Here is a 24,671-nt window from a genome sequence, read left to right as displayed (position 1 = left end):
TGTATTGAAAACAACTAACAAACCAATATTTTTTACAAGAATACATCGTTTCGTTTTCGCACTATTTCTCTTTGGTGGTCTCAGTGCTACTTGGGCGCAACAAACTCCGAACGAAGCCGTTCAAGATTCAGTGAAGACGGGCCATAGCTTAGGGAGGATCGAATTGAAGAACCCCAATAGCATCGTTCAAAAATACACCTACGACCCTTTACTCGACAAGTACGTCTACACCGAGACCGTCGGTGAATTCGACATCAAATATCCGCTGATCCTTTCTCCCGAACAATATCAAGACCTTATCCTCAAAGAGAGTATGAAGGGCTATTTCAAAGAAAAGATCGATGCCATCTCTGGGAGAAAAGATGGTACCGAAGAGGCACGAAAAAATCTCTTACCAGAATTTTATATCAACTCTAGTTTCTTCGAGACCATTTTTGGAGGAAACACCATCGAGGTCATCCCGCAGGGTTCTGTGGCCATGGACCTTGGAATACGCTATCAAAAGAACGATAACCCTTCATTATCACCTCGAAATAGAAGCAATATCAGCTTTGACTTCGATCAGCGTATTAGCCTTAGTTTGTTGGGTAAAGTTGGAGAGCGTCTAAGAGTGACTGCCAATTACGATACACAATCCACCTTCAACTTTCAAAACCTGATCAAATTAGAATACGCCCCTACCGAGGATGATATCATTAGAAAGATCGAAGTGGGTAACGTATCCATGCCGATCAACAGCTCGTTGATCAATGGAGCTCAAAGCCTTTTTGGAGTAAAGACCGAGCTACAATTTGGAAGAACGAGGATCACGGGTGTCTTTTCCGAACAACGTTCCCAAACCCAGTCGGTCACGGCCCAAGGTGGAGGAACGCTACAAGAGTTTCAATTGTTCGCATTGGATTATGACGAGGATCGTCACTTCTTCCTGTCGCAATATTTTAGAGATACCTACAATAACAATATCAGTTCGTATCCTTATATCAATTCGCCCATTCAGATCACTCGTATAGAGGTGTATGTCACCAACCGTACGGCAAGGACGAACAATGTGAGGAATGTGGTGGCCATTCAAGATCTGGGAGAGTCCAATCCAGAAAAAACGACCTATGACGATCAGGTGGCTACTTTCTTTAATACGGCAGACCCCAATGCATTTCCCGATAACAGCAATAACAACTTCGACCCCACGGAAATAGGGAATGCAGGCAATATCTTGTCAGAGGCTATACGGGACATCGCCACTGTCCAAAGTGGTTTTACCCAAGGGACAGCACAAGAAGGTTTTGATTATGCGGTGATGGAATCGGCACGAAAATTAGAGCCGAACGAGTATCAACTCAACACGCAGCTTGGGTATATTTCCTTGAATCAACGACTCAGCAATGATGAGGTCATCGCCGTTGCGTTTCAATATACCGCTGGGGGCCAAGTCTTCCAAGTGGGAGAATTCGCCAATGATGGGGTGAACTCTACCGATGTAGAATTGGATGTCAATGGTCAGGTCATCGAAGTGAACAATCAGAGTCTGGTGCTAAAAATGCTGAAGAGTAGCGTTACCAATGTAGATCAGCCCGTGTGGGACCTGATGATGAAGAACATCTATTCTACAGGGGCCTTTCAGTTGAATCGCGAAGATTTCTCAATGAATATTCTGTATTCAGATCCTTCCCCGATCAACTATATCACGCCGGTCTCAGGAACCAACTTTCCCGATCCCGACCTGCAGGAAACGATATTGCTCAACGTCTTTAGATTGGACAAGTTAAATATTTATAACGACCCACAAGAAGGGGGAGATGGATTCTTTGATTACCTCCCTGGAATTACGGTCGATGAACAATATGGCCGCATCATCTTTACCACGGTAGAGCCTTTTGGGGAATTCTTATTCGAAACACTCGACAATACACCCGGCGTGGGTCCTGAGAATTATAACGATCCGTCCACCTATAATCCCAATCAGGCAAAATACGTCTATAGGGATCTCTATGATAAGACCAAAGCTGCGGCTTTTGAAAGTAGCGAACAGAATAAGTTTCAATTAAAGGGTCGTTACAAATCTTCTGGTGCCGGTGATGGTATTCCGATCGGCGCGTTCAACGTCCCACGAGGGTCGGTACGTGTTACCGCTGGTGGTCGTGTCTTACAAGAAGGGGTGGACTATACGGTGAATTACCAGATCGGGCGTGTGCAAATTTTGGATGAAGCCCTCAAGGCGTCCAACACCCCCATCGAAGTTTCGGTAGAGAACAATTCGGTCTTTGGGCAGCAAAACAAGCGCTTCACTGGCTTGGATATAGAGCATCAGTTCAATGACAATTTTATTATTGGCGCTACCGTCTTAAATCTTAATGAACGTCCGCTGACCCAAAAGGCAAATTACGGGGTAGAACCTGTAAACAATACCATGTTAGGTTTTCGAGGTAACTATTCTACCGAAGTACCATTTTTGACCAGAATGGTGAATAAGTTACCCAATATCGATACCGATGCACCATCCAATGTGTCGGTACGTGGAGAATTTGCGTATTTGGCGGCTGGAGCTTCCAAAAATTCTGAATTCCAAGGGGAGGCGACCTCCTATGTGGATGATTTTGAAGGCTCACAGACCAATATCGATATGAAAGGTGTGCTGGCCTGGAGTTTATCAAGTGTGCCAGAAGAAGTTCCGGGAGGTGATTTGCCTAATGACGATTTAGGTTCTGGGTTTAATAGAGCAAAATTAGCTTGGTACACGATCGACCCTATTTTTTATAGCTCCCAGCGTCCGGGCGATGTCAGTGATGATGATATCTCATTAAATGAGACGCGTCGCATCTTTATCAACGAGATCTTTCCGCAGCAAAATCTGGTACAGGGACAGAATACGGTACAGACTACCTTGGACCTGGCTTATTATCCCGAAGAAAGAGGGCCTTACAATTATACCAATCAGAATACTACAGCCAATCTTAACGAGATTCCTAATCCATCACAAAACTGGGGTGGAATTACTCGTGCCATCACTTCGACCAACTTTGAGCAGGCCAATGTAGAATTCATTCAGTTCTGGTTGTTGGATACTTTTACCGACTCTACCGCTCCGGGTACCGACTTGGGAGAACTGGTATTCAACTTGGGAAATATTTCCGAGGATGTATTAAAAGATGGAAGAAAACAATATGAAAATGGTTTGCCAACCCCTACAAGTAATGATTTCGTAACTGAAACAAATTGGGCATCGGTCCCCTCTGCCCAGTCTTTAGTCTATGCCTTTGATGCAGATGAAACTAATAGGGAGGCGCAAGATGTTGGCTTTGACGGTTTGTCCGATGCTTTTGAAGATGGTTCAGACCCAACTCCGGGTACACCACCAGATATTGATGCTACAGCCTTTGCCTTAAAACAACGATATAGCGGATTAGAAGATCCCGCTTTGGACAATTACCGTTTCTACCTGGCCGCTGACGGAACCATCTTAGAGCGGTATAGAGATTATAATGGTACCGACGGAAACTCGCCCGTGATCGTGGGAGATACGAATCGTGGGGCTACGACCTTGCCAGATACGGAGGATATCAACCGAGACCAGACGATGAATACCATCAATAATTATCTGGGATATCGTATTCCGATAAGAAAGAACATGCGACCTGAGAATCATCCCTTTGTTACTGATATCAGAATTTTAAGCAATGTGGAGGTGCCCAACAATGATGTGATCCCAGAGGTGCGCTGGATACAATTTAAGATACCGGTAACCCCTGGTTTCTACGAGAATCCGACCTTTGCACCTTTCTTTGAAAATCCAGATAATATCTCAGACTTACGCTCCGTGCGTTTTATGAGAATGTACCTTACTGGTTTCGACCAGCCTGTGGTAATGCGTTTTGGAACCTTAGACCTCATACGAGGAGATTGGAGGCGTTACACGCAGTCCTTGGACCAAGAAGCCGATAACTCTGGAGACCCAAATACAACTGTAGATGTAAGTGCTGTGAACATTCTAGAGAATGAGAATCGTTCTCCAATTAATTATGTCTTACCTCCAGGGTTGCAACGGGAACAGTTAAACAACAACAACACCATCGTCAATCTCAATGAGCAGTCCTTGGCGTTTAGAGTGCGTGATCTCGAAGTGGATGACGCAAGAGGGGTGTTTAAGAATGTCGATGTGGATATGCGGCAATACAAACAGATCAAAATGTTTATGCATGCCGAACGATTGCAAGATGAACCAGATATCACCGATGGCGACCTTATCGGTTTCCTTCGAATTGGTACCGACCTTAATGAGAATTATTATCAGATAGAAGTGCCACTTTCGCCAACACCGTATGTGATCGGCCAGTCCAACAGATTGTCTGCGGAACAGGTTTGGCCAGATCAAAATTCCATCGATCTTTCGCTGGACGTTCTTTCTAGGATCAAGTCAGAGGCATTGACATCGGGGGCATTAACGACAGACGCCTTGTTCTTTGATGTCAATGGAGAGGAATTGACCTTTGTGGGAGATGTGTTAACGGCAAATGTGACCCCTATTGCGGGAAGACATCGGGTAGCGATCTCGGGAAATCCAACGCTTGGCAGTATCCGAAATATGATGATCGGTATCAAGAACGGAACCAACAGGGATGTTGACGGGGAAGTATGGTTCAATGAATTGCGGTTGGCCGAATTGGATCAGCAAGGTGGTTGGGCCGCTGTTGGGGCCTTAGACGCTAATTTGGCGGATTTCGCATCAGTCTCTGCAACTGGAAGTATCAGTACCATTGGTTTTGGGTCGATCGATCAGGTGCCCAATGCTCGTGCACGAGAGGATGCACAAGAATATGCCTTGAACACCAATGTGAATCTTGGACAGCTATTACCTAAAAAGTGGGGCATACAGGTGCCTTTCAACTATAGTATTTCTGAAGAGCTGATCACTCCAGAGTTCGATCCCTTCTTCCAAGATCTGAAACTGCAAGACCAAATAGATGCTGCAGACACTCAGCAAGACAAAGATTCGATACGAAATACGGCGATAGACTATACCAAGCGTAGAAGCGTCAACTTTATCGGTGTGCGGAAAAACAGAGGAGCCGAACAAGAGCAACGCTTCTATGATATTGAGAACTTCGACTTCTCGTATTCTTATAACGAGACCAATAGACATAATTACGAGATAGCAGAATTTATCGACCAGCAAGTTCGCGTGGGAGCCAATTATGGATATAGCTTTAAACCAAAGTATTTTGAGCCGTTTAAGAATATGAAATTCTTAAGTGAAAAGAAATACTTGACCTGGTTAAAGGACCTTAACTTGAATCTACTTCCTTCAAATATCTCATTGACCTCGAATATCAACCGTAGCTTCAATGAGCAGACCTTTAGAGATGTTGGGTTGCCTCAAGGCTCTATCGTTCCAACCTTGCAGCAACGGAATTTCTTGTTCGATTGGTCCTATGCGATCACTCATAATTTCACACGTTCCTTGCGAATGAATTTCACGGCTTCCAACAATTTTATTGTAAAGAACTATTTTGAGGATGACGGCACGATCAACAGGGATCTGGGATTGTGGGATGGCTTTTGGGATACTGGAGATCCCAACAGGCATAGTACTGCGCTAAATGTTACTTACGATCTGCCTTTTAGCAAGATTCCTGGGCTAGGTTTCGTTACTTCGAGTTATAACTATACAGGTAATTTTGCCTGGACCAGAGGTTCAGATGCCTTGCAGGATGTGAGAGATGAAAATGGAAATACACTGGGAATTGTAAACAGGGTTGAAAATGCTGCCACACACAGCATCAACACCTCTTTGGCGTTGGACCAGCTATACAAATCGGTTGGATTGGTAAAAAAAGTAAAGAAAAAAGCAGGCGCCAAGAAAATTGCAGGCCCTGGCGGTGGCGGAACAAAGACGCCTCCCGTACCAGGAGCCAAACCACCTAAGAAAGAGAAAAAGGTGAAAGACAATGTGGGAACCAAAATTCTGAATACAGGAATAGGGCTGATCACAGCTGTAAAGCGTTTTCAACTGAATTATTCTCAAAATGGCGGAAAGGTGCTTCCAGGATATCTTCCAGATGTCGGGTTCATCGGAACTTTGAAGCCATCGGTTGGTTTTATCTTCGGAAGTCAGCAGGACATTCGTTTTGAAGCAGCAAAACAAGGATGGTTGACGCAGTTCCCAAACTTCAATCAGCAATTTACCGAGATCGACAACTCTCAGATAGATTATAATGCAGGTATCGACCTTATTCCAGACCTTACGATCGATGTGGTGGGTAACCGTAACTTCTCTGAGAACTTTGCGGAGAACTTTGAAGTACGACCCAACCCGATAAGCGGAGAACTTGAATACATTCCACAAATAGGCAACCGTTTCGGGAATTTCGGAATCTCTACAATTCTCATCGGCACGGCCTTTGGTAAAAGTGATGAGGAAATATCTCAAGCATTCGAGGATTTCAAAGAGAACAGGTTGCTAATAGCGCAGCGTTTGGCATTGGCCAATGGCGAGCCCATCGATACCAACTTGGATGCAGATGGTTTCCCAGAGCGCTTTAGCAAGAACAACCAGGCCGTATTGCTTCCAGCGTTTTTGGCGGCATACAAAGGTAGGGATGCGAGCAAGATCAGTTTGCGGACATTCAGGGATGTGCCGCTGCCCAACTGGACCTTAAAATATACTGGACTGATGCGTCTAAAATGGTTTAAGAAGAATTTCAAACGTTTTTCATTGGCGCATGGGTATCGAGCGAGTTATACGATCAACAACTTTAACGCGAACTTAGATTACCAGCAACAGGTGCGAGACAATTTAGATGCGAATGGAGACCCTATCGTTCCCGGATTTAGACCTATCAATCCAGTGAACGACGACTTCCTTAACGAAACCTTGATCACTAATGTGAATTTGGTAGAGCAATTCAATCCGTTGATCTCCTTCGATATGGAAATGCAAAACTCTATCCGAATTTTAGCTGAATTGCGAAAAGACCGGGCCTTATCACTGAGTTTGGACAACAATTTACTCACAGAGACCAAGGGTAATGAGTATGTGATAGGACTGGGCTATCGTTTTAGCGATGTGCGTTTTAACACGAATCTGGGAGGTAAAAAAGTAACCTTGAAAGGAGATATCAACCTTAAGGCGGATCTGTCTTTGAGGGATAACCTTACCATCATCAGAAATTTGGACATCAATAGCAATCAAGTGACGGCTGGTCAGAACATTTGGAGCATAAAATTTACCGCAGATTATGCCTTGAGTAAAAACCTTACGACACTATTCTTTTATGACCACACCTTCTCTAAATTTGCGATCTCAACGGCTTTCCCGCAAACGACCATTCGATCTGGATTTACATTGAGATATAATTTTGGGAATTAATTAATTCAGCTCTTTTATATTTTGCGGCTAAAAAAGTACATTTGCGTACGTCATTCAAAATTGAATGGTGGGGACTTAGCGAAAATGACCAGAAAGAGTCAGTCGTAGGTCTTTAGGGATCGTTACCAAACCATAAATAAAATAAGAACAGATGAATATACCTACCGAACTAAAATACACCAAAGACCATGAGTGGGTGAGGATCGACGGAGATATGGCTACCGTTGGAATCACCGATTTTGCACAAGGAGAACTGGGCGATATCGTGTATGTAGAGGTCGAAACTGTGGATGAAACGCTCGATCGTGAAGAGGTTTTTGGTACCGTTGAAGCGGTAAAAACTGTATCAGACCTATTTTTACCCCTTTCAGGAGAGATTTTGGAATTCAATGAGTCCTTGGAAGACGAACCAGAGAAAGTAAATAATGATCCTTATGGAGAGGGCTGGATGGTAAAGATCAAATTCTCGGATGAGGCGGAAGTAGAAGATCTCTTAGATGCACAAGCGTACAAAGACCTTATCGGAGCTTAGCAGCAATGGATTTTTGTGGTCGGCTCTTGTTTGTACATTGGCCATAGCGGTATTAAGCCTAGTGCCGGGCAAGGATCTGCCTAAAATAAACATTTCCTTTTTTGACAAGATAGGACATTTTGTAGCCTATGCTGCCTTATCATTTTCGTGGGGACTTTTCTTTATTTTCGAAAGATCGATCTTTTCAACTAGGAATGCCTACATAGTTGCATCGGTTTCAGCGATAATATATGGTGCCATCATGGAATTCTTGCAGCATTTTCTAGTTCAAAGTAGAACGTTTGACCTTTATGATATCTTAGCGAATTCCCTTGGTGCAGCCATAGGAATTGGTGTCTTAAAGATATATTATAGCATCGTTAAAAATTAAAATTTACTTGTAAAATTGGGTAAGAAATACTTACTTTAGCAAGAATTAAAACTTAAGCAATGGAACCAAAGAAAAATCCAAAAGCTAACTTAGATAGAAACATCGGACTGTATTTTGCGATTGGTCTGGCCTTGATCACTTTTCTTGCATGGAGAGGCATCGAGTGGAAGACCTATGAGAAATCTGGCTTTGAGTTTGATCAATTGGCCTTGGATGAAGAATTAGATGAAGAGGTGCCAATCACGCAACAATTACAACAACCACCGCCACCGCCACCGCCACCAGCGGCACCAGAGGTGATCGATGTGGTAGAAGATGAGGAAGAGGTAGAAGAGACGGTGATCGAATCTACGGAGACCGACTCTGAAGAGGTGATCGAGGATGTGGAAGATATTGAAGTTGAAGAAGAGGTGGAGGATGTAGATGTTCCTTTTGCAGTTATCGAGGACGTGCCTGTTTTCCCTGGCTGTGAAGGTGTTGCCAAATCTAAAAGAAGATCTTGTTTCCAAGAGCAGATGAACAAGCATATCCGCAAGCATTTCCGTTATCCAGAGATAGCACAAGAAATGGGTGTCCAAGGACGTGTGTACGTGCAATTTACGATTGATAAAGACGGTAGCATCACCAATGTTAAGATGCGTGGACCAGATAAGAATTTAGAAAAGGAAGCGGCTCGTATCATCGGAAAATTACCAAAGATGACCCCTGGAAAACAACGTGGTAGAGCAGTGCGAGTTCCGTTCAGTATTCCAATTACTTTTAAACTTCAATAAAAACTTAGGTATAAAATATATTAAATCGAAAATCCCGAGCATTGCTCGGGATTTTCTTTTTTGGTATGCTTCTTGTGTCTTAGCATAATATTAACATTAAAACCATTTATTATGAAAAAAGGCACGAACCTTTGGAAGGTCTTTGGCGGCAACCAAGAGACCTCAAAAAAGCCATCGAAGCACGATGCGAATTTACAAAAAAGACCGCTATTACATTTCCAGATCGGATTGATCCTTGCTTTGATGGCCGCTTATTTTGTATTGGAGGTCGAAACTCCTTTAAAAGAGGCCACAGTTGTTGCTAAGACCCAAGAGCCTCTCATTGAAAATCCCGTTTACGTAAACTACATTCTGGAGAAAAAGCCAGAACCGAAGATGGAGGAGCAGATCGAGAAAGAACCAAAGACGGAAAAGCCAATTTTGAATCCGGAATTCAAAATTGACAAAAATAGTAGCGATAGGGCAGAGACCAAAGGGGTGCAACCTCAGGAAGCTGAGAACCCGAATGAGTTTGACCCTAACAAAGTGGTGACAGGCGAGGAGGTCCTTGATGATCCCGTAGTTCCTCTTATATTGGTCGAGGTCTCTCCAATATATCCCGGTTGCGAAGGACTTGATAATAACCAAGACCGTAGGCAATGCCTTAGTGATAAGTTAGGGAAGCTTATACGAAGAAAATTCAATACTTCTATAGCTTCCGATTATGGACTCTCGGGAACACAAAGGATCTTTACCCAGTTTACTATCGATAAAAAGGGGGCGATCATCGATATCAAAGTTAGGGCCCCACATCCTGTATTAGAAAAGGAAGCCCTTCGGGTGATAGGAAAGGTCCCTACCATGATTCCTGGAAAACAACGGGATAACTATGTTAGTGTCAGCTATAGTGTTCCTATCGTTTTTAATGCATTATAAACCATAAGCGATCTATAAATGAAAACAGCCGATGGTCAACACCTTCGGCTGTTTTGTATTGATAAAGATCGATCTTTAGTGTGTGATATTGAGGTTTTTGATTCGTACAATTCCGTGCGAACCATTATAACTGGCATTTTGAACCGATTGTAAATAATTGCCAATTTTAAAATAATTGCCAGCCGTATTGGTGCCGATGGCTTGCGAGAAAATTTGTGTGGAGCCATCAAATAGTTTGACGATGCCGTTGTTATAGGTGATCTTAAAAGTATAACTGGTATTCAATCGATACCCTCTATCAATGATCTTACTTCCCCCTTGTACTTCTTCGGTGATATAGCCACTGATCTTCATACGCACGCCTCCAGAAGATTGATTCTCATCACCGATAAATTGAACTCTTATTACATCGTCTACAGTGCTAGATGGCCCGTGAATTTGGGCAAAGCATAGGACGCCACCCCTTCCATCCCTATCTTCAGGTAAGCGGTCGACGCGTAAGGTGAAACTCATACTATTATTTCCGTTAGAGCCATCCCAGCTTGCAAGATTCCCATTTTTCAATTCCCTTAATTCTACCCTAGGATTGCCAGAGCCGGATGAGCTCTCCGTACCACGATAACACTTGAAGAATGTCCATTCTCCATCAGTGTAGAAGTAATTGGGGTCAACATAGTTGTCAAAAGTCTTTCCAGTAGCCCTAAGCACATCATCGTGATAATCAGCCGAAGGACCTGGATTTCCTGTAAATCCATTTAGTTTCCATGCGTCTGAGGTCAAGCCCAAGATACTTCCTGGCGAATCACCTCCCGAATCACCTTCACCACCACCGTTTTCACCATAGATCTCTGCTTCTGTAAGGCTATTCCAACCACTACTAGAATTTCCAAAGCATGAGATACGTACATAACGTGCATCTACAGCATCAAAATCGTGGTTTTCCAATTGAAGTGTATTCCCGCTACTTCCGCTTCTTTTTTTGTCTATTACGGTCCTTAGATCAGAGGTTGAAGTACCTACCCGTATCTTGAAGTATGCTTTTCGGCGATCGCCCTTGTACCAGGCCAGCTTCACCCTAGATACCGATCTTACCGATCCTAGATCGTAGGTGATATATTTTCCGGTATATCCGTATGAAGACCATCTGGTACCTAAATTACCGTCTAAAGTGTTGGCTGGGCGGTTGCCGTCGTCGCCATTGGCCCAAGCGCGATTTGGTATAATTTTTACCGCTCTATCGCTTGATGGGTAAAACTCCAATTCTTCCATCGCTGACCCCTGTTCCGAGCAACCAAGCAAAAGAAGCGGAAATGCTGAGACGAGAAGTCCTAAACGATAAAAGACAATTATGAAGGTCCTGTTTTTAATAAAGAGCAATTGAGAATTCATAGTACTTTGGTTTTTGGTTAGTATTCTTGTTAAATCTATTCAATTTACGATTCATCTGGTTATCCAGATTGGTAAACCAATTTATGAAAAATTAGTGAATTCTCAATAATTTGATGATAAATTAAACAATATGGAATATGGATGTTTGTTTATTTGAAAATACATATTGATCGCTTATGGATGAGAATTTACCCTCTACTTGGACCCGGAAAGGAAAATGATACCCGCCATAAACCAAAGGGGTATGTGCAAGGCTAGGGCGCTTTGGGATCTTATGTTTGACGAAATTTGTTTTGCAAACAGTTTTGTGCATTCGCAGGGACGCCGAATCACAAACTATAATTTCACTATCTTTCGGCCATAAAAACGACCTATTTGCGTTATCTACCCATGAAGAAGACCCTTTTGTTATGCGCGTTCTTGGTTGCATTTGCAACAAATGCACAGAAAACTTATGATGCTTATTACAAATATCCTGTTTTTGAGGAATGCCAACAGGTGACCGTAGAAGAATTGTCCAGCTGTTTCGAGACAACTTTGAAAACCTTCATATTTGAAAATTTCGAAGTGCCTTCCAAAATAGCTCAAGAGGATTATAAGGGAAAGCTCGTCATTCTGTTCGAAGTGACGTCCGAAGGTGCATTCAAAGTGCTTTATGTAGACGCAGTCTATAAGGAGCTTATAGAAGAGTCCAAACGTGTTTTTGGCCTGTTACCAACGGTAGCTCCTCCTTTATATAGTGGTCGGCCAACATATATGCAATTCACATTGCCGGTCACCATACCGCTAACCAAAGAAATGACGCTGTCTAGCATTGGATCAAAAGAGAAAACCAATGCCATTTCCAAGGCTGAGGTAAAGAATGAATTCGATATGATAGAATTCGATTTAAAAAAAGATACCATCTTTGAATATTCCAGCGCGCTCAATATTCCGCTTTCACATGATCGCTATTCCGAATTTGATCAGGCACTCAATGTGGTTGGAAGTAATAATCACACCGCCTCAAAGCCCTATATCTACAGTGAGGTGTCTCGCTACTTCGATTTGGACGCACAGCGAGAATCGCTCTTAAAGAACAAAAGCGGTTGGTGGGGTCGTAAATTATGGAACGAACATATGGGTACCATCAGTGGTGAAAACTATTGGTTCACCATCGATCCTATAGTCGACCTTCAATTAGGGACCAGTGGCGACGATAATGTAGATTACACCTACAATAACACTCGAGGACTTCAGGTGCAGGGAGGCCTTGGAAAAGGTTTCAATTTTTCGGCCACTGTATTCGAAAGTCAGGCGCGTTTTGCCGATTATGTGAATCGCTATGCACGGAGCATTGCACCTGCCGGCGGGAATCCTGGGATTATTCCAGGGAGAGGCATCGCTAAGGTATTTAAAGAGGATGCCTTCGACTATCCCGTGGCCGAAGGTTATATATCATATTCCCCTACCAGAGCATTCAATGTGCAATTTGGACATGGTAAAAATTTTATCGGAGATGGGTACCGTTCCTTATTGCAAAGTGATGTCGCAAGTCCTTATCCATATTTGAAACTGAACACACAATTTTGGAAGATACGATACACCAATACTTGGATGTCGCTTAGAGATGTCCGTCCTGCAGCAGTAGATAGTACAGGTGCCTTTCAAACGAAGTATATGGCCAACCATTATCTTAGCTGGAATGTGAGCAAGCGCCTCAACCTTGGCCTCTTTGAGGCCGTGATGTGGAAAAATGACAATGGTCGCGGCTTTGATGTGAATTATTTGAACCCGGTGATCTTTTACCGAGCGATCGAGTTTTCTACGGGTTCTAGAGCTGGAAATGCCATCGTTGGATTGAGCTCTAAATACAAGTGGTCGGATACTTTTAATATGTACGGACAATTTATACTGGATGAATTTTCCTTGAATGATATCAAGGGTGGAAATAAAAGCTGGAAGAACAAGTATGGATACCAGATCGGGTTTAAATACTATAATGCCTTTAAAGTGAAGAACCTTTTGCTGCAGGCAGAATACAATCAGGTTCGCCCATACACCTATTCCCATAATACAGGAGTGTTGAATTATGGTCACAACAACCAATCCATGGCACATCTTTGGGGTGCGAACTTCAAAGAATTCATTGGGATAGCGCGCTATCGCCACGATCGGTGGTATGGTAGCGCCAAGCTCATCATGGGGCAGCGAGGTTTCGACTTTAACGAAGGTGGTGATACATTCAATTATGGGGGCGATATCTATCGCTCCGAGGTCGACCGTCCTAGCGACACAGGCATTGAAATCGGGCAGGGAAATACCACCAATGTATTCCTGGCGGACTTACAAGCAGGCTATTTGGTCAATCCAACGACGAATTTGAAATTGTTTGCGAATATCACCTATCGCAACTTTGACCCAGAGGCGGATACGGCGACCGAGTTTCAGCAAAATACGACATGGTTCAATATTGGTTTACGCACAGACATCTTCAATTGGTATTTTGATTTTTAATAACCTTTGTGTCATTCCCGTCCTTCGGCTTTCGCTCAGGATAAACCCTGGCGGGAATCCAATGATGACAGTATCGTCTAAGTTCCTGCTATCATTTATTGATAAAGTGTAAACTCAAAGATTGTTTTGTATACTTTTAAAGAGCCTCGTAAAACCTCGTTTATTCGTTGCAAAACAATAAACTGTAGTGTATCTTTGCAGCCGATTTAGAATGATACATGAAAACGATTTCTGAGACGACTACATCCACACGTTCTTTCGCTGTCATATTTGACGACTTCAAGCAACTAACAAAAGTTGGTCTGTCATTGAGTGTCGTTTTTTCCTCTGTCGCAGGTTATCTCTTAGGAGCAGATACCATTCAAATCCCAACGGTTATCATGCTTGCTCTAGGAGGTTATTTTATGGTAGGAGCTTCGAATGCGTTCAATCAAATCATAGAAAAAGATTTGGATGCTTTGATGCAACGTACCAAAAATCGTCCTATCCCTTCTGGAAGAATGTCCGTGAATGCAGCGTTTGCCATCGCATCTATTTTTACCATTTTTGGAATAGCGATCCTTTACATGATCAATCCTAAAACGGCGATGTTCGGTGCCATCTCCATATTTCTCTATACTAGTGTTTACACCCCGCTGAAGACCAAAACGCCATTGTCGGTGTTTGTAGGAGCCTTTCCAGGGGCCATCCCTTTTATGTTGGGCTGGGTGGCGGCGACCAATGATTTTGGTATCGAACCTGGCACACTCTTTATGATACAGTTCTTTTGGCAATTCCCGCATTTTTGGGCCATTGGTTGGATGTTGCATGACGACTATAAAAAAGGAGGATTTAATATGCTTCCAACGGGGAAAAGAGATAAGGCAACCGCATTGCAGGCCATTATGTATACCATTTGGTTGATCGTGGCCTCGGTATTCCCTGCCACCGGTTTAACTGGGGCATTGTATTTGTCCCCTATTGCAGCTGTGGTGGTAGGACTTCTTGGACTAGGAATGTTGTACTACGCGATTGGACTCTATCAAAAAATGGATAATAAGGCGGCAAGGGCATTGATGTTGGCCAGTGTTGCATATATCACCCTAATACAAATTGTTTACGTGATCGATAAATTCTTACACTAAATGGATCTTACTCAAGGAACAGTTCAGCAAAAGAATGCAAGAGCAAAAAAAATGATGCTTTTGTTTTTAATGGTGGCGCTTACCATGTCTTTTGCAGCTTGGACCAGTGCATATATAGTGAGTAGTTCTCGACCCGATTGGTTGTCAGAATTTGCACTCCCAAACATTTTTTTCATTAGTACTGGTGTATTATTGATGAGCAGTATCACCTTTCATTTGGTGAAAACAGCAATAAAGGCCAACAAGCGCGGTTTGGCTTCGATATTATTATTACTCACCTTGATGCTGGGTATTACATTCATTAGACTTCAGTTTGTTGGATTTCAGGAAATCATCGATGCAGGATATTATTTTACTGGACCTGGAAGCAGTATTACGATGTCCTATGTCTATGTGATCACTGCGGTGCATATAGTGCATGTCATAGCTGGTCTGATCGTACTTTTAGTAGTGACCATCAATCATTTTCGAGGTAAGTACAAGCCAGGGCAAACCCTTGGTTTAGAGTTGGGTGTTATGTTTTGGCATTTCTTAGATGTACTTTGGGTGTATTTGTTTCTATTTTTATATTTCTTTAGATAGGAAAAAAGCTTAAATTTGAACGATTTTTAAATTAGTAGATAAACTCTTTTATGGAAGCGACTGTTACTACAGGGACAGAAGGAAAAGTTTGGGGAGGCGGTAATCAGCCACTAGGTGCCAGTTATGGCAAGCTAATGATGTGGTTCTTCATCGTGTCGGATGCCTTGACCTTCTCTGGTTTTTTGGCCTCTTACGGCTTTTCAAGATTCAAGAATATAGATACATGGCCTATTGCAGATGAGGTGTTTACGCACTTTCCATTCTTGCACGGTGTAGATGCTCCTATGTATTATGTGGCATTGATGACCTTTATACTCATCATGTCCTCGGTCACCATGGTTTTGGCAGTTGATGCAGGGCACAAGATGCAAAAAAGCAAAGTGGTCCTTTACATGTTCCTTACCATTATTGGTGGTTTGGCCTTCGTAGGTTCGCAGGCTTGGGAATGGGCAACCTTCATCAAAGGAGATTACGGTGCGTTAGAGACTAGAGGAGGACAAATACTACAGTTCCAAGATACCGCTGGAAAGCGCGTGGCACTTGCTGATTTTGCAACTCCGATCGCCGATCAACGAACCACACATTTAGAGAAGAATGGTATTTGGTATCAAGGCGAGGGGTCTTTACCCAACTACACGGTACAAGAGGTCACCCAAGGATTTTTGGCAAATGATAACCTTCTTATCCGTTCAGAGAAGATCAATGAAGCAGGTGAAAAGGTCGTACTCAGCAGAGCAGCGTCTGTAGAACAAATAAAAAAGGCCGTTGGAGTGGTCGAAGGAGCCAATCTTATACACAACGAATACGGAAATCGTCTATTCGCTGATTTCTTCTTCTTCATTACAGGATTTCATGGTTTTCACGTATTTTCTGGAGTAGTGATCAATATCATCATTTTCTTTAATATCATCTTGGGAACCTATGAACGAAGAGGACATTACGAAATGGTGGAAAAAGTTGGGCTTTATTGGCACTTTGTAGACCTCGTTTGGGTCTTTGTATTCACCTTTTTCTATCTCGTCTAAAAAAAATAAATTATCCTTCTGCTTCGAAGGTTTAGGAAGCAGGAATTTAATCAAAGAAATTACGCCATGGCGCACGAACACAAATTAGCAATATTTAGAGGACTTTTAAAGTTCAAGAGTAACGTACAAAAGATATGGGGAGTCCTTATCTGGTTAACGATAGTTACAACGGTTGAGGTAGCTCTTGGTATTGTAAAACCAGAGTCATTGATGGTCAAAGTTTTGGGAATGAAACTTCTCAACTGGATCTTTATCATCCTTACCTTGGTCAAAGCATATTATATCGCTTGGGACTTTATGCACTTAAGAGATGAAAAATCGTCTTTGAGAAGAGCCATCGTTTGGACACCGGTCTTTTTAGTGGTCTATCTGGCTTTCATCCTATTGGTAGAGGGTGATTACATTTACGATGTGATGGACAACGGTTTTATGAGCTGGGATTTCTAAACCATTGCAGATAAATAGATAATATAAAAGGCCGCTCAGAATATCTGAGCGGCCTTTTTTTAATACGATTACCATATATTGGCCTAGGGTTTAAACCCTAGGATCGGTAGCTACCATTATTATTCTTTCAACGTAATTCTCAGGTCCTTTAAGAGCTCGTCATTGTCCATAAGCGTTTTCCAGTCAGCTTTTACAATAACGGTCTTCCCATCCTTTGAGATCTTGGCATCTTCAAAAGAGACGGATTCCACTTTTTTAGGAAAGGTGTACTCAATGGTCATGTATGAGCCCTTTAGCATATCTTCGAACTGTTGCATCATGCCGGCCATCATTGGGTCTTCTTCCTCTTCTTCGACCTCTTCTATTTCTTCCTCACTCTCAGCTTCTACAACTGCTAGGTCTACGCGTCTAAAAATGTTATTCTCAAAAGTATATGTAACCCTGTCTGTCTTTAACATATCGTCCATTTGTGGCGGTGCTCCTTGACCTGCGCCGCTCTGACCTTTCGCAACGTTCATCACTTCGGCCATATCATCGGCCATCGTGGCTAGCTGGTCAAAATCCTGAAATTCCTTGCTTATATCCATCACAAATATTCCTTTGGACTCATTCATCTGCATGCCAAGAGAAAATCCCTTTAAGCGTTTGATCTTCTGTTGCTCTTCAATAGAGAGTGTCGCAATACTGTCTTTGTATGCTTCGAGCATCTCAGAAAAAACAATAAGGGTATCCATTACCTTTGATTCTTTCTCTGGAGAAGGTGGCATATTTTCGTTGGCCAATTTCATCATAGGGGACATGTCTATGGTAGTAGTGTATTTACCACTCATGTCCTTGTCAAAGACAATTTTTTCTTTGATCTCGCAACTGCAAAATAAAAGGGCCACCATTGCGAGCAGCCCAAAAACTCTTTTTTTCATAGGTTCTTTAATTATCTATCGGGATTGTTTAAAATGATCAATGCGGCAATGACTCCAGGAATCCAACCGCACAAGGTTAAAAGTAAAACAATTAAAATAGACCCACAACCTTTTCCGATGACTGACAAAGGTGGAAAAACAATGGCAAGTAAGACTCTCCAAAAGCTCATAGTGATGATGATGTTTAATGATTGATGACGTTTATATGTTGAATTTGATTGTGTTTTGTTACAAAGTTGAACTATTTTTAGCTTTATGAAAGCGAATCCATGAGAAAAACGGCTGTTTCATTTTTGATGCTGGCGACCTTTACAAGTTGGGCGCAGTATTCCTTCCGAGGACATGTAGGAGGCGGGTCTGAAGTGACAGTGGTTTACCTTTCTATCGTGGAGGATTATCGAAAATTATCTAGGATTTCTTTAGACCAGATCATTCGGATGGCCGAAGTGGATAGCATGGGTATGTTTCAGTTTAGTGGAGATAATCTACCTTCCCATAATGGTATATATCGTATTCATGTGGACAGCTGTAATGACCAGGAAAATAGTATGAATCATTTTCTCGGTTATTGCAACGAGCGCAAGAGTATTTCCTTTATAGCAAACAATAAGGACACGATTTACTTTCCTTCCTCGCGAGATGGCGAACTACTTTGCGATATAAAGAGCAACGACCCGAGAGCGAGTATGCTGCTGGAGATCGATCAATTGAAGGAAGAAATGTTCTTTGATATATCCGAATATCCAAGTGCCGCCAATAGAAAGTTGAGCATGCAAAGTTGGTTTAAGAAATTACAGCAATATGGAACGAAACTCAATGAGCCGCTGGCCGAACTCTATATCTTTGATTTCCTTTCGGACAAACGCAACGAGACCTATGAATATTATTTGGAGGACCTCTCTAAGAACACCTATTACTACCAATTGTTGAATAGACTAAACAATACATACCCTGAGACCAAATACGCTGAGCTTTACGAAGCCGAGCTATCCTCAGACCAACATTTGATATCCTTAAGAGATACTGCTGGTTTTCCTTGGAAGTATTTGATCTATTCCATTCTTTTGGTTTCATTGGGGTTCAATGTATTTTTTCTGGCAAAATACCGCAGGGAGCGCAACAAGATCGCTTCCAAAAAATTGAACGGTCTAACGAATCAAGAGCAAAAGATCTTGGACCTTATTCTTCAAAATAAGACCAATAAAGAGATCGCTTCCGAAATTTTTGTGAGTCTAAGTACTGTTAAAACCCACATCAACCACCTTTACAAAAAACTCAATGTACAATCTCGAGAGGAGATAAAGTCATTAAACAGTAAGTAGATAGATAATTTCCACCGCGGGTCTAGACCCGATTTCAACCCTCTTTCTCGCCAACGATCGCTTCCTTTTTGGGATTTTCGCATCATTAGCAACTGTAAACTTAACGAGATGAAGACCATTAAACTGACCATGCTTATGATGGCATGCTATTCGGTGTCATTTGCTCAGTATATGAACAAAGAGATACTGAACAAAAAAGGAACCCCCTATCTCATCGGGGAAATCAACAAGGAAGGACTACAAAGAACTGCATATGCCAGTTGGTTTAACAAGAACTACGACGAATACGAGGTGGATGCTACCGCCATAGAATCCTTTATGAATGACATTAAGGAGATGAATATTCTTGTCTTTATGGGTACTTGGTGTGGTGATAGTAAACGTGAAGTTCCGAGATTATACAAGATCTTAGCAGAAGCTAACTTTCCCATGGATCAATTAAAAGTTGTGGCAGTGGACAATAGGGCGGATCATTATAAGCAGAGCCCATCACATGAAGAAAAAGGATTGAATATTCATAGAGTCCCTACCATTATCTTCTACGACAAGGGTAAAGAAGTTAACCGCATCGTGGAGCGTCCTGTCAATTCTTTGGAAAAGGATATTTCTTCGATCTTAAACACTGATGAATATACACCAAACTATAAAGTGGTCGCCCAGCTGCATCAACTCTTTAGCAGGAAGAACATGCGCTATCTAAGAAGGAAAAGGGAAAAATTGGCGGCTCGATTTAAGGACGAAGTGGCCAATGTCTACGAATTGAATACATACGGTAGGGTGTTGGTAACTTCGGGAAAGGATGAGAAAGCAACCTTCGTGTACGAGCTTAACATGGAGCTATTTCCTGAAGACGCCATAGCTCATTTCAGTTTAGGTAAAATATATGAAGCAACAGACCAAATGAAGGCGCTGTCCTTTTACCAAAATGCCCATTCGTTGCTTCCAGATAACCAAAAAATAAAACAGGCCCTCGAAAAGCTCCAAGCCCAGATGTCCGCTAACTAAATACCAAAAGGAACCGCTTTCTTTCGTGCTAAAAGTGTAATTTTGCAGTTTAAAATTTTTAACATGCAACTTTCAGAACAAGAATTGGTACGAAGAGAGAAGCTGACCAAGCTTCGTGAGCTAGGCATCAACCCCTATCCGGCAGATCTGTATCCTGTAGATACGACCTCTAGCATGATAAAAAAACAGTTCGAGGAAGGAAAGAAAGTTGTGATCGCTGGGCGTTTGATGAGTCGCCGTATTCAGGGCAAGGCGTCCTTTGCAGAGTTGCAAGATGCCGATGGCCGCATACAAGTATATTTCAATCGCGACGAGATCTGTCCGGGCGAGGATAAGACCGCCTATAACGAGGTCTATAAAAAATTGCTAGATATTGGTGATTTTGTAGGTATCGAAGGTGAGTTGTTCACGACCCAAGTTGGAGAACCGACCGTGATGGTGAAAAAATTCTCATTGCTCAGCAAAGCATTGAAGCCACTACCACTCCCAAAGACCGATGCCGAAGGAAATACCTATGACGAATTCAACGATCCAGAGTTGCGTTACCGCCAGCGATATGCAGACTTGGTGGTCAATCCGCATGTAAAAGACGTCTTTGTAAAACGCACCAAGCTATTTAATGCGATGCGCACCTTTTTCAATAAGGCAGGATACTTTGAGGTAGAAACTCCGATCTTGCAACCGATTCCTGGAGGCGCAGCGGCACGCCCGTTTGTGACACATCACAATGCCTTGGATATTCCGTTGTATATGCGTATCGCCAATGAATTATATCTAAAGCGTCTTATCGTTGGTGGTTTTGATGGGGTGTATGAATTTTCCAAAAACTTCCGTAACGAAGGGATGGACCGGACGCACAATCCCGAATTTACGGCCATGGAGATCTATGTGGCCTACAAGGATTATAATTGGATGATGGAATTCACCGAAAACTTGTTGGAGTATTGTGCGATGGAAGTCAATGGTACAACAAAAGCAACGTTTGGGGAACATAAGGTAGATTTCAAAGCACCGTACCCAAGAGTAACGATGACAGATGCCATCAAAGAATTCACTGGATTTGATATCACTGGGAAGTCAGAAGCCGAGCTGCGAGAAGCTGCAAAAGACATGGGCATCGAAGTAGATGATTCTATGGGGAAAGGAAAGCTCATCGATGAGATCTTTGGCGAAAAGTGTGAAGGCAATTTTATTCAACCCACCTTCATTACCGATTACCCCAAGGAGATGAGTCCACTCTGTAAAGAGCATCGCGAAAACCCGGAGTTAACGGAGCGTTTTGAGCTTATGGTCTGTGGCAAGGAGATTGCCAATGCCTACTCAGAGTTGAATGATCCCATAGACCAACGCGAGCGTTTTGAAGCACAATTAAAACTGGCAGATCGCGGAGATGACGAGGCCATGTTTATCGACCACGACTTTTTACGTGCTTTGGAGTATGGAATGCCCCCAACATCTGGTCTAGGAATTGGTATGGATCGATTGGTGATGTTCTTGACCAACAATCAGTCGATACAAGAGGTGTTGTTCTTCCCACAGATGAAGCCTGAAAAGACCAAGCCTACGGTTGAATTGACAGCCGAAGAGAAGGCTGTATTCACTATCTTAGAAAAAGTGGCGACCATGCCTTTGGCCGATTTGAAATCACAGTCAGGTCTCAGCAATAAGAAGTGGGATAAGACAATAAAAGGCCTCACCAAAAATGGTTTGGCAAAAGTGACCAAAACAGATGATGATCTATTGGTAGAAGTAGTTGACTAAAAAGGCTATGGGTTCTGCCAAAAAATACAAAGCATACATCTTGTGGGTGTATGCTTTTTCATTGTTGGTGCATTTTGTCATCAAAGATCGTTTTCAAATATTAGATGTGCTGTTTTATGCCACTCCGAAACTAGGATTGCTGATCTTGGGGATGTTTCTTATGTTGGTCTTCAGAAGAGCGAGAAGAGTTCTTATATCGCTTGTCGTAATAAACATAATGATCCTTGGTCTATGGATTCACGATGACTATAATTTCCGAACAGACTCCATCGGAGGCGACAATGGCGATCATTCTTTAATGTATTGGAATGTGGGAAGGAAGAATCCCTTTCCGCTCCCCCTAATTGTCGAAAAGGTCAAGGCACATCGACCTACCACCATTTGTCTTGTTGAAACAGAGAATATTACCTATGAGAACGTGATCCATCTCAGCAAATTACTTCCAAAGTATAATTTTAGCTGGTTATGGGGCGATATGTTAATAGCTCATCAAGATGGTATTCAACAGAATGAATACGTTTATCTCGATGACGGTTCCAAGTTTCATGATATAGCATTAGAGATGGAGGGCCAACAAATGAATATGGCGTTGGTAGATCTTATTGCCAGTCCCATAGATAGTAAGAAGGAGGCATTAAGCAGCTTGTATGATGCTTTCAAATCCAAAGAGTCTACAATGTTGGTAGGAGATTTTAATGTTCCGTTCAACTCCGTTCATTTTAATGATTACAAACACGTTTTTAATAATGCTCAGCGGGATATTGGAAAAGGATTTACAACCACATGGCCTTATGGAATACCGCTATGGCAGATCGACCATATTTGGGTCTCTAATGATATATCGCTCAAACGGTTCGAGGCCATCTATGAGGTCGGATTTGACCATGCTTTATTGCTTGCCACCTTTTCCATTAAATAACGCCTTTTCCATACACGTATAAATACCTGATTTTTCATGAGTTCAAGGTTTTGAGAGGTGAATTTGATAATTTCGTGGTACAATTCACGGAACTATTAACTTTCAACGATTCAAATTATGAAAAATCACTACACTTATAGTTTGTTGCTATTCGCATCCTTACTTCTTTTTGGTTGCAAAAAGCAACACAAAGATGATCACGGGGGACATACGGTAAGCGATACGTATACCTATGATTATGCGATCAAATCATTTAACCAGACCAACGCACCGGCCTTGCAGTCTTTTGTTCATGCCACGCACGGTAAAGACTGGCTCTTATTTGCTGGAAGAACAAATACGGTAGATTCGCTTCTTGGAGGGCTTCACGATCTAAATGGTAATTATGCCAATACCTCTTTCGTTAAGAAATCCTTTAATGACAGCGTCTTTGTGTATGTTGCAGATAAGACCAATCCCAAGCGATATGCAATTCATTATAACGACGTATGGACAGAATTGAACGCGGCTTGTGAGAACGGAAATATCGCAAGTGAAAAATACTGCACCGACCTAAAAGGCGTCGACCAAGATACCTTCAGTGCCCTTTTTATCAATTCGAATCCTTTGGTGACCCAAGACGGCGGTTTTTTGTATGTAGTAGGCGGCTATGGTTCCATCGGGCAACAAAACACCAGCAAGTCGTACAATACCTTCAATCAAGTGGCGCGTTTCCATATCGCTTCGATGGTCAAGTTGGTGAAAGGAGAAACGCTTACCGACGTAGAATGGGCAACGCTATTTCGTCTAGGTCAAAATAAATCCTTGATCAGTACAGGGGCGGAGATCATGAAGATGTATTCAAAAAATTCCAAAGGTGGGGTGACAACCACATTTTACCTATCTGGCGGTCATAATTTCGGAACGACCGCACCAAATGATAATCAAAAGTATGTTGATGCGGTGTATCCCTTTACAGTAGCCGCTGGAGACAGCCTAAATCTTGCCATTAGCGTACAAGATGCTATTTCGGACGTTGAGGACCCTACACTTCCTATTGCGGATGAGAATTCGATATTTCGTCGTCGCGATGGCCCGGTGGTGCCGTCGATGTATTGGAACGACCTCAATAAGACCTACGAGCAGAGCCTGACATTTTATGCCGGCGTCTTTAAACCAGGCGAAGACCTACAAGCATGGAATAGTGCCATCTATGTTCACCCCGATTTTGCAAACGACAGGTTATATACGCATGATACAGCCTACGATCAGAATAATTACAATGTCTATGCCTGTGCAAATTTTGTCGCTTTTGATAGCGATACCAAGTTGCTGCACACCTTCCTCCTAGGAGGTATTGGCGATGGGAAATATACTCCGCAAAGTTTATCTGGTTTCACCAATACCGGCTTACATATCGCTTTGAAGACAGACTCGCTTAAAAGTAGCGTGGTCAAAAGACAGGATAATATCTTCGGAACCACTTCTAATTTTTACGGTGCAGAATCAGTATTAATTCCGAGTGAAGGGATCACGAAGGTAAAGTTTGCTGGAGTCGATTCAGAGATGATCGATCTAAAGAATGTGGCCTTTACAAAAGACAGTGTTTTGGTAGGTCATATTTATGGAGGGATAGAAGCATTTCAATCGAATCCTGGCACCTATGGCAAGGACAATTCCGCGGCTTCCAATAAGATATGGGAGGTATATCTGACCAGAAAGAAATCTTCTACTGACTAGAAAAAACAT

At 42.5% G+C, this 24,671-nt stretch carries 18 protein-coding genes; 15 read left to right on the top strand and 3 right to left on the bottom strand.

Features of this window, described 5'->3' with window-relative positions:
- The first annotated feature begins 4 nt into the window (after positions 1-4).
- The 5 genes from sov to ACFQ1M_RS02105 all read left to right on the top strand — a co-directional run bounded on the left by sov (position 5) and on the right by ACFQ1M_RS02105 (position 9,953).
- The gene (sov, locus tag ACFQ1M_RS02125) at positions 5-7,363 is read left to right on the top strand and encodes a T9SS outer membrane translocon Sov/SprA (protein ID WP_386403167.1); all 7,359 of its coding nucleotides are present in this window, start codon (positions 5-7) and stop codon (positions 7,361-7,363) included.
- A 151-nt stretch (positions 7,364-7,514) separates the two neighbouring features.
- Positions 7,515-7,895 (top strand): glycine cleavage system protein GcvH, encoded by a 381-nt coding sequence (gcvH, locus tag ACFQ1M_RS02120; RefSeq protein WP_386403164.1) that lies wholly within the window; start codon positions 7,515-7,517, stop codon positions 7,893-7,895.
- Entirely contained in the window at positions 7,861-8,265 is a 405-nt protein-coding gene (locus tag ACFQ1M_RS02115) for a VanZ family protein (protein WP_386403161.1), read from the top strand. Before gcvH ends, ACFQ1M_RS02115 begins: the two co-directional genes overlap by 35 nt.
- 59 nt (positions 8,266-8,324) lie before the next feature.
- Positions 8,325-9,038: an energy transducer TonB gene (locus ACFQ1M_RS02110; RefSeq protein WP_386403158.1), complete on the top strand. Its 714-nt coding sequence runs from the start codon at positions 8,325-8,327 to the stop codon at positions 9,036-9,038.
- Between the two features lie 111 nt (positions 9,039-9,149).
- Positions 9,150-9,953, top strand: coding sequence for an energy transducer TonB (locus ACFQ1M_RS02105; protein ID WP_386403155.1), 804 nt, complete (start codon positions 9,150-9,152; stop codon positions 9,951-9,953).
- A 75-nt stretch (positions 9,954-10,028) separates the two neighbouring features.
- Here the strand turns inward: ACFQ1M_RS02105 and ACFQ1M_RS02100 are convergent, their stop codons facing one another.
- Positions 10,029-11,342: a polysaccharide lyase family 7 protein gene (locus ACFQ1M_RS02100; RefSeq protein WP_386403153.1), complete on the bottom strand. Its 1,314-nt coding sequence runs from the start codon at positions 11,340-11,342 to the stop codon at positions 10,029-10,031.
- Positions 11,343-11,732: 390 nt separating this feature from the next.
- Here ACFQ1M_RS02100 and ACFQ1M_RS02095 point away from each other — a divergent pair, with 390 nt between their 5' ends.
- The 5 genes from ACFQ1M_RS02095 (at position 11,733) to ACFQ1M_RS02075 (ending at position 17,016) form a co-directional block, all read left to right on the top strand.
- Complete coding sequence (locus ACFQ1M_RS02095) at positions 11,733-13,838, top strand: gliding motility protein RemB (protein WP_386403150.1); 2,106 nt, start codon at positions 11,733-11,735, stop codon at positions 13,836-13,838.
- Between the two features lie 218 nt (positions 13,839-14,056).
- Complete coding sequence (gene cyoE, locus ACFQ1M_RS02090; RefSeq protein ID WP_386403147.1) at positions 14,057-14,962, top strand: heme o synthase; 906 nt, start codon at positions 14,057-14,059, stop codon at positions 14,960-14,962.
- Entirely contained in the window at positions 14,963-15,544 is a 582-nt protein-coding gene (locus tag ACFQ1M_RS02085) for a cytochrome c oxidase subunit 3 (RefSeq protein ID WP_386403144.1), read from the top strand.
- 50 nt (positions 15,545-15,594) lie between these two features.
- Positions 15,595-16,569 (top strand): cytochrome c oxidase subunit 3, encoded by a 975-nt coding sequence (locus ACFQ1M_RS02080; protein ID WP_386403141.1) that lies wholly within the window; start codon positions 15,595-15,597, stop codon positions 16,567-16,569.
- A 66-nt stretch (positions 16,570-16,635) separates the two neighbouring features.
- Positions 16,636-17,016 carry a cytochrome C oxidase subunit IV family protein gene (locus ACFQ1M_RS02075; RefSeq protein WP_386403138.1) on the top strand — a complete coding sequence of 127 codons (381 nt, stop codon included), beginning with the start codon at positions 16,636-16,638 and terminating at the stop codon, positions 17,014-17,016.
- A 119-nt stretch (positions 17,017-17,135) separates the two neighbouring features.
- Here the strand turns inward: ACFQ1M_RS02075 and ACFQ1M_RS02070 are convergent, their stop codons facing one another.
- Both ACFQ1M_RS02070 and ACFQ1M_RS02065 read right to left on the bottom strand, forming a co-directional pair.
- Positions 17,136-17,936, bottom strand: a complete 801-nt coding sequence (locus tag ACFQ1M_RS02070) for a hypothetical protein (protein ID WP_386403135.1) — start codon at positions 17,934-17,936, stop codon at positions 17,136-17,138.
- Positions 17,937-17,947: 11 nt separating this feature from the next.
- Entirely contained in the window at positions 17,948-18,106 is a 159-nt protein-coding gene (locus tag ACFQ1M_RS02065) for a YqaE/Pmp3 family membrane protein (RefSeq protein WP_386403132.1), read from the bottom strand.
- A 99-nt stretch (positions 18,107-18,205) separates the two neighbouring features.
- Here ACFQ1M_RS02065 and ACFQ1M_RS02060 point away from each other — a divergent pair, with 99 nt between their 5' ends.
- From ACFQ1M_RS02060 to ACFQ1M_RS02040, 5 genes are all read left to right on the top strand, one after another.
- Positions 18,206-19,258 (top strand): response regulator transcription factor, encoded by a 1,053-nt coding sequence (locus ACFQ1M_RS02060; protein WP_386403129.1) that lies wholly within the window; start codon positions 18,206-18,208, stop codon positions 19,256-19,258.
- 108 nt (positions 19,259-19,366) lie between these two features.
- The gene (locus tag ACFQ1M_RS02055; protein WP_386403126.1) at positions 19,367-20,263 is read left to right on the top strand and encodes a thioredoxin family protein; all 897 of its coding nucleotides are present in this window, start codon (positions 19,367-19,369) and stop codon (positions 20,261-20,263) included.
- 63 nt (positions 20,264-20,326) lie between these two features.
- A complete protein-coding gene (gene lysS, locus ACFQ1M_RS02050; RefSeq protein ID WP_386403124.1) occupies positions 20,327-22,024 on the top strand; it encodes a lysine--tRNA ligase in 1,698 nt (565 codons plus the stop codon).
- 7 nt (positions 22,025-22,031) lie between these two features.
- Complete coding sequence (locus ACFQ1M_RS02045; RefSeq protein ID WP_386403121.1) at positions 22,032-22,943, top strand: endonuclease/exonuclease/phosphatase family protein; 912 nt, start codon at positions 22,032-22,034, stop codon at positions 22,941-22,943.
- A gap of 117 nt (positions 22,944-23,060) precedes the next feature.
- Positions 23,061-24,662 (top strand): hypothetical protein, encoded by a 1,602-nt coding sequence (locus tag ACFQ1M_RS02040; RefSeq protein WP_386403118.1) that lies wholly within the window; start codon positions 23,061-23,063, stop codon positions 24,660-24,662.
- Positions 24,663-24,671 lie beyond the last annotated feature (9 nt).

Origin of the sequence: Sungkyunkwania multivorans, from assembly GCF_042675645.1 — a bacterium.
Lineage (GTDB): Bacteria > Bacteroidota > Bacteroidia > Flavobacteriales > Flavobacteriaceae > Sungkyunkwania > Sungkyunkwania multivorans.
Note: the sequence above shows the minus strand (reverse complement) of the source record. Positions and strands in the feature narration are given on the sequence as shown.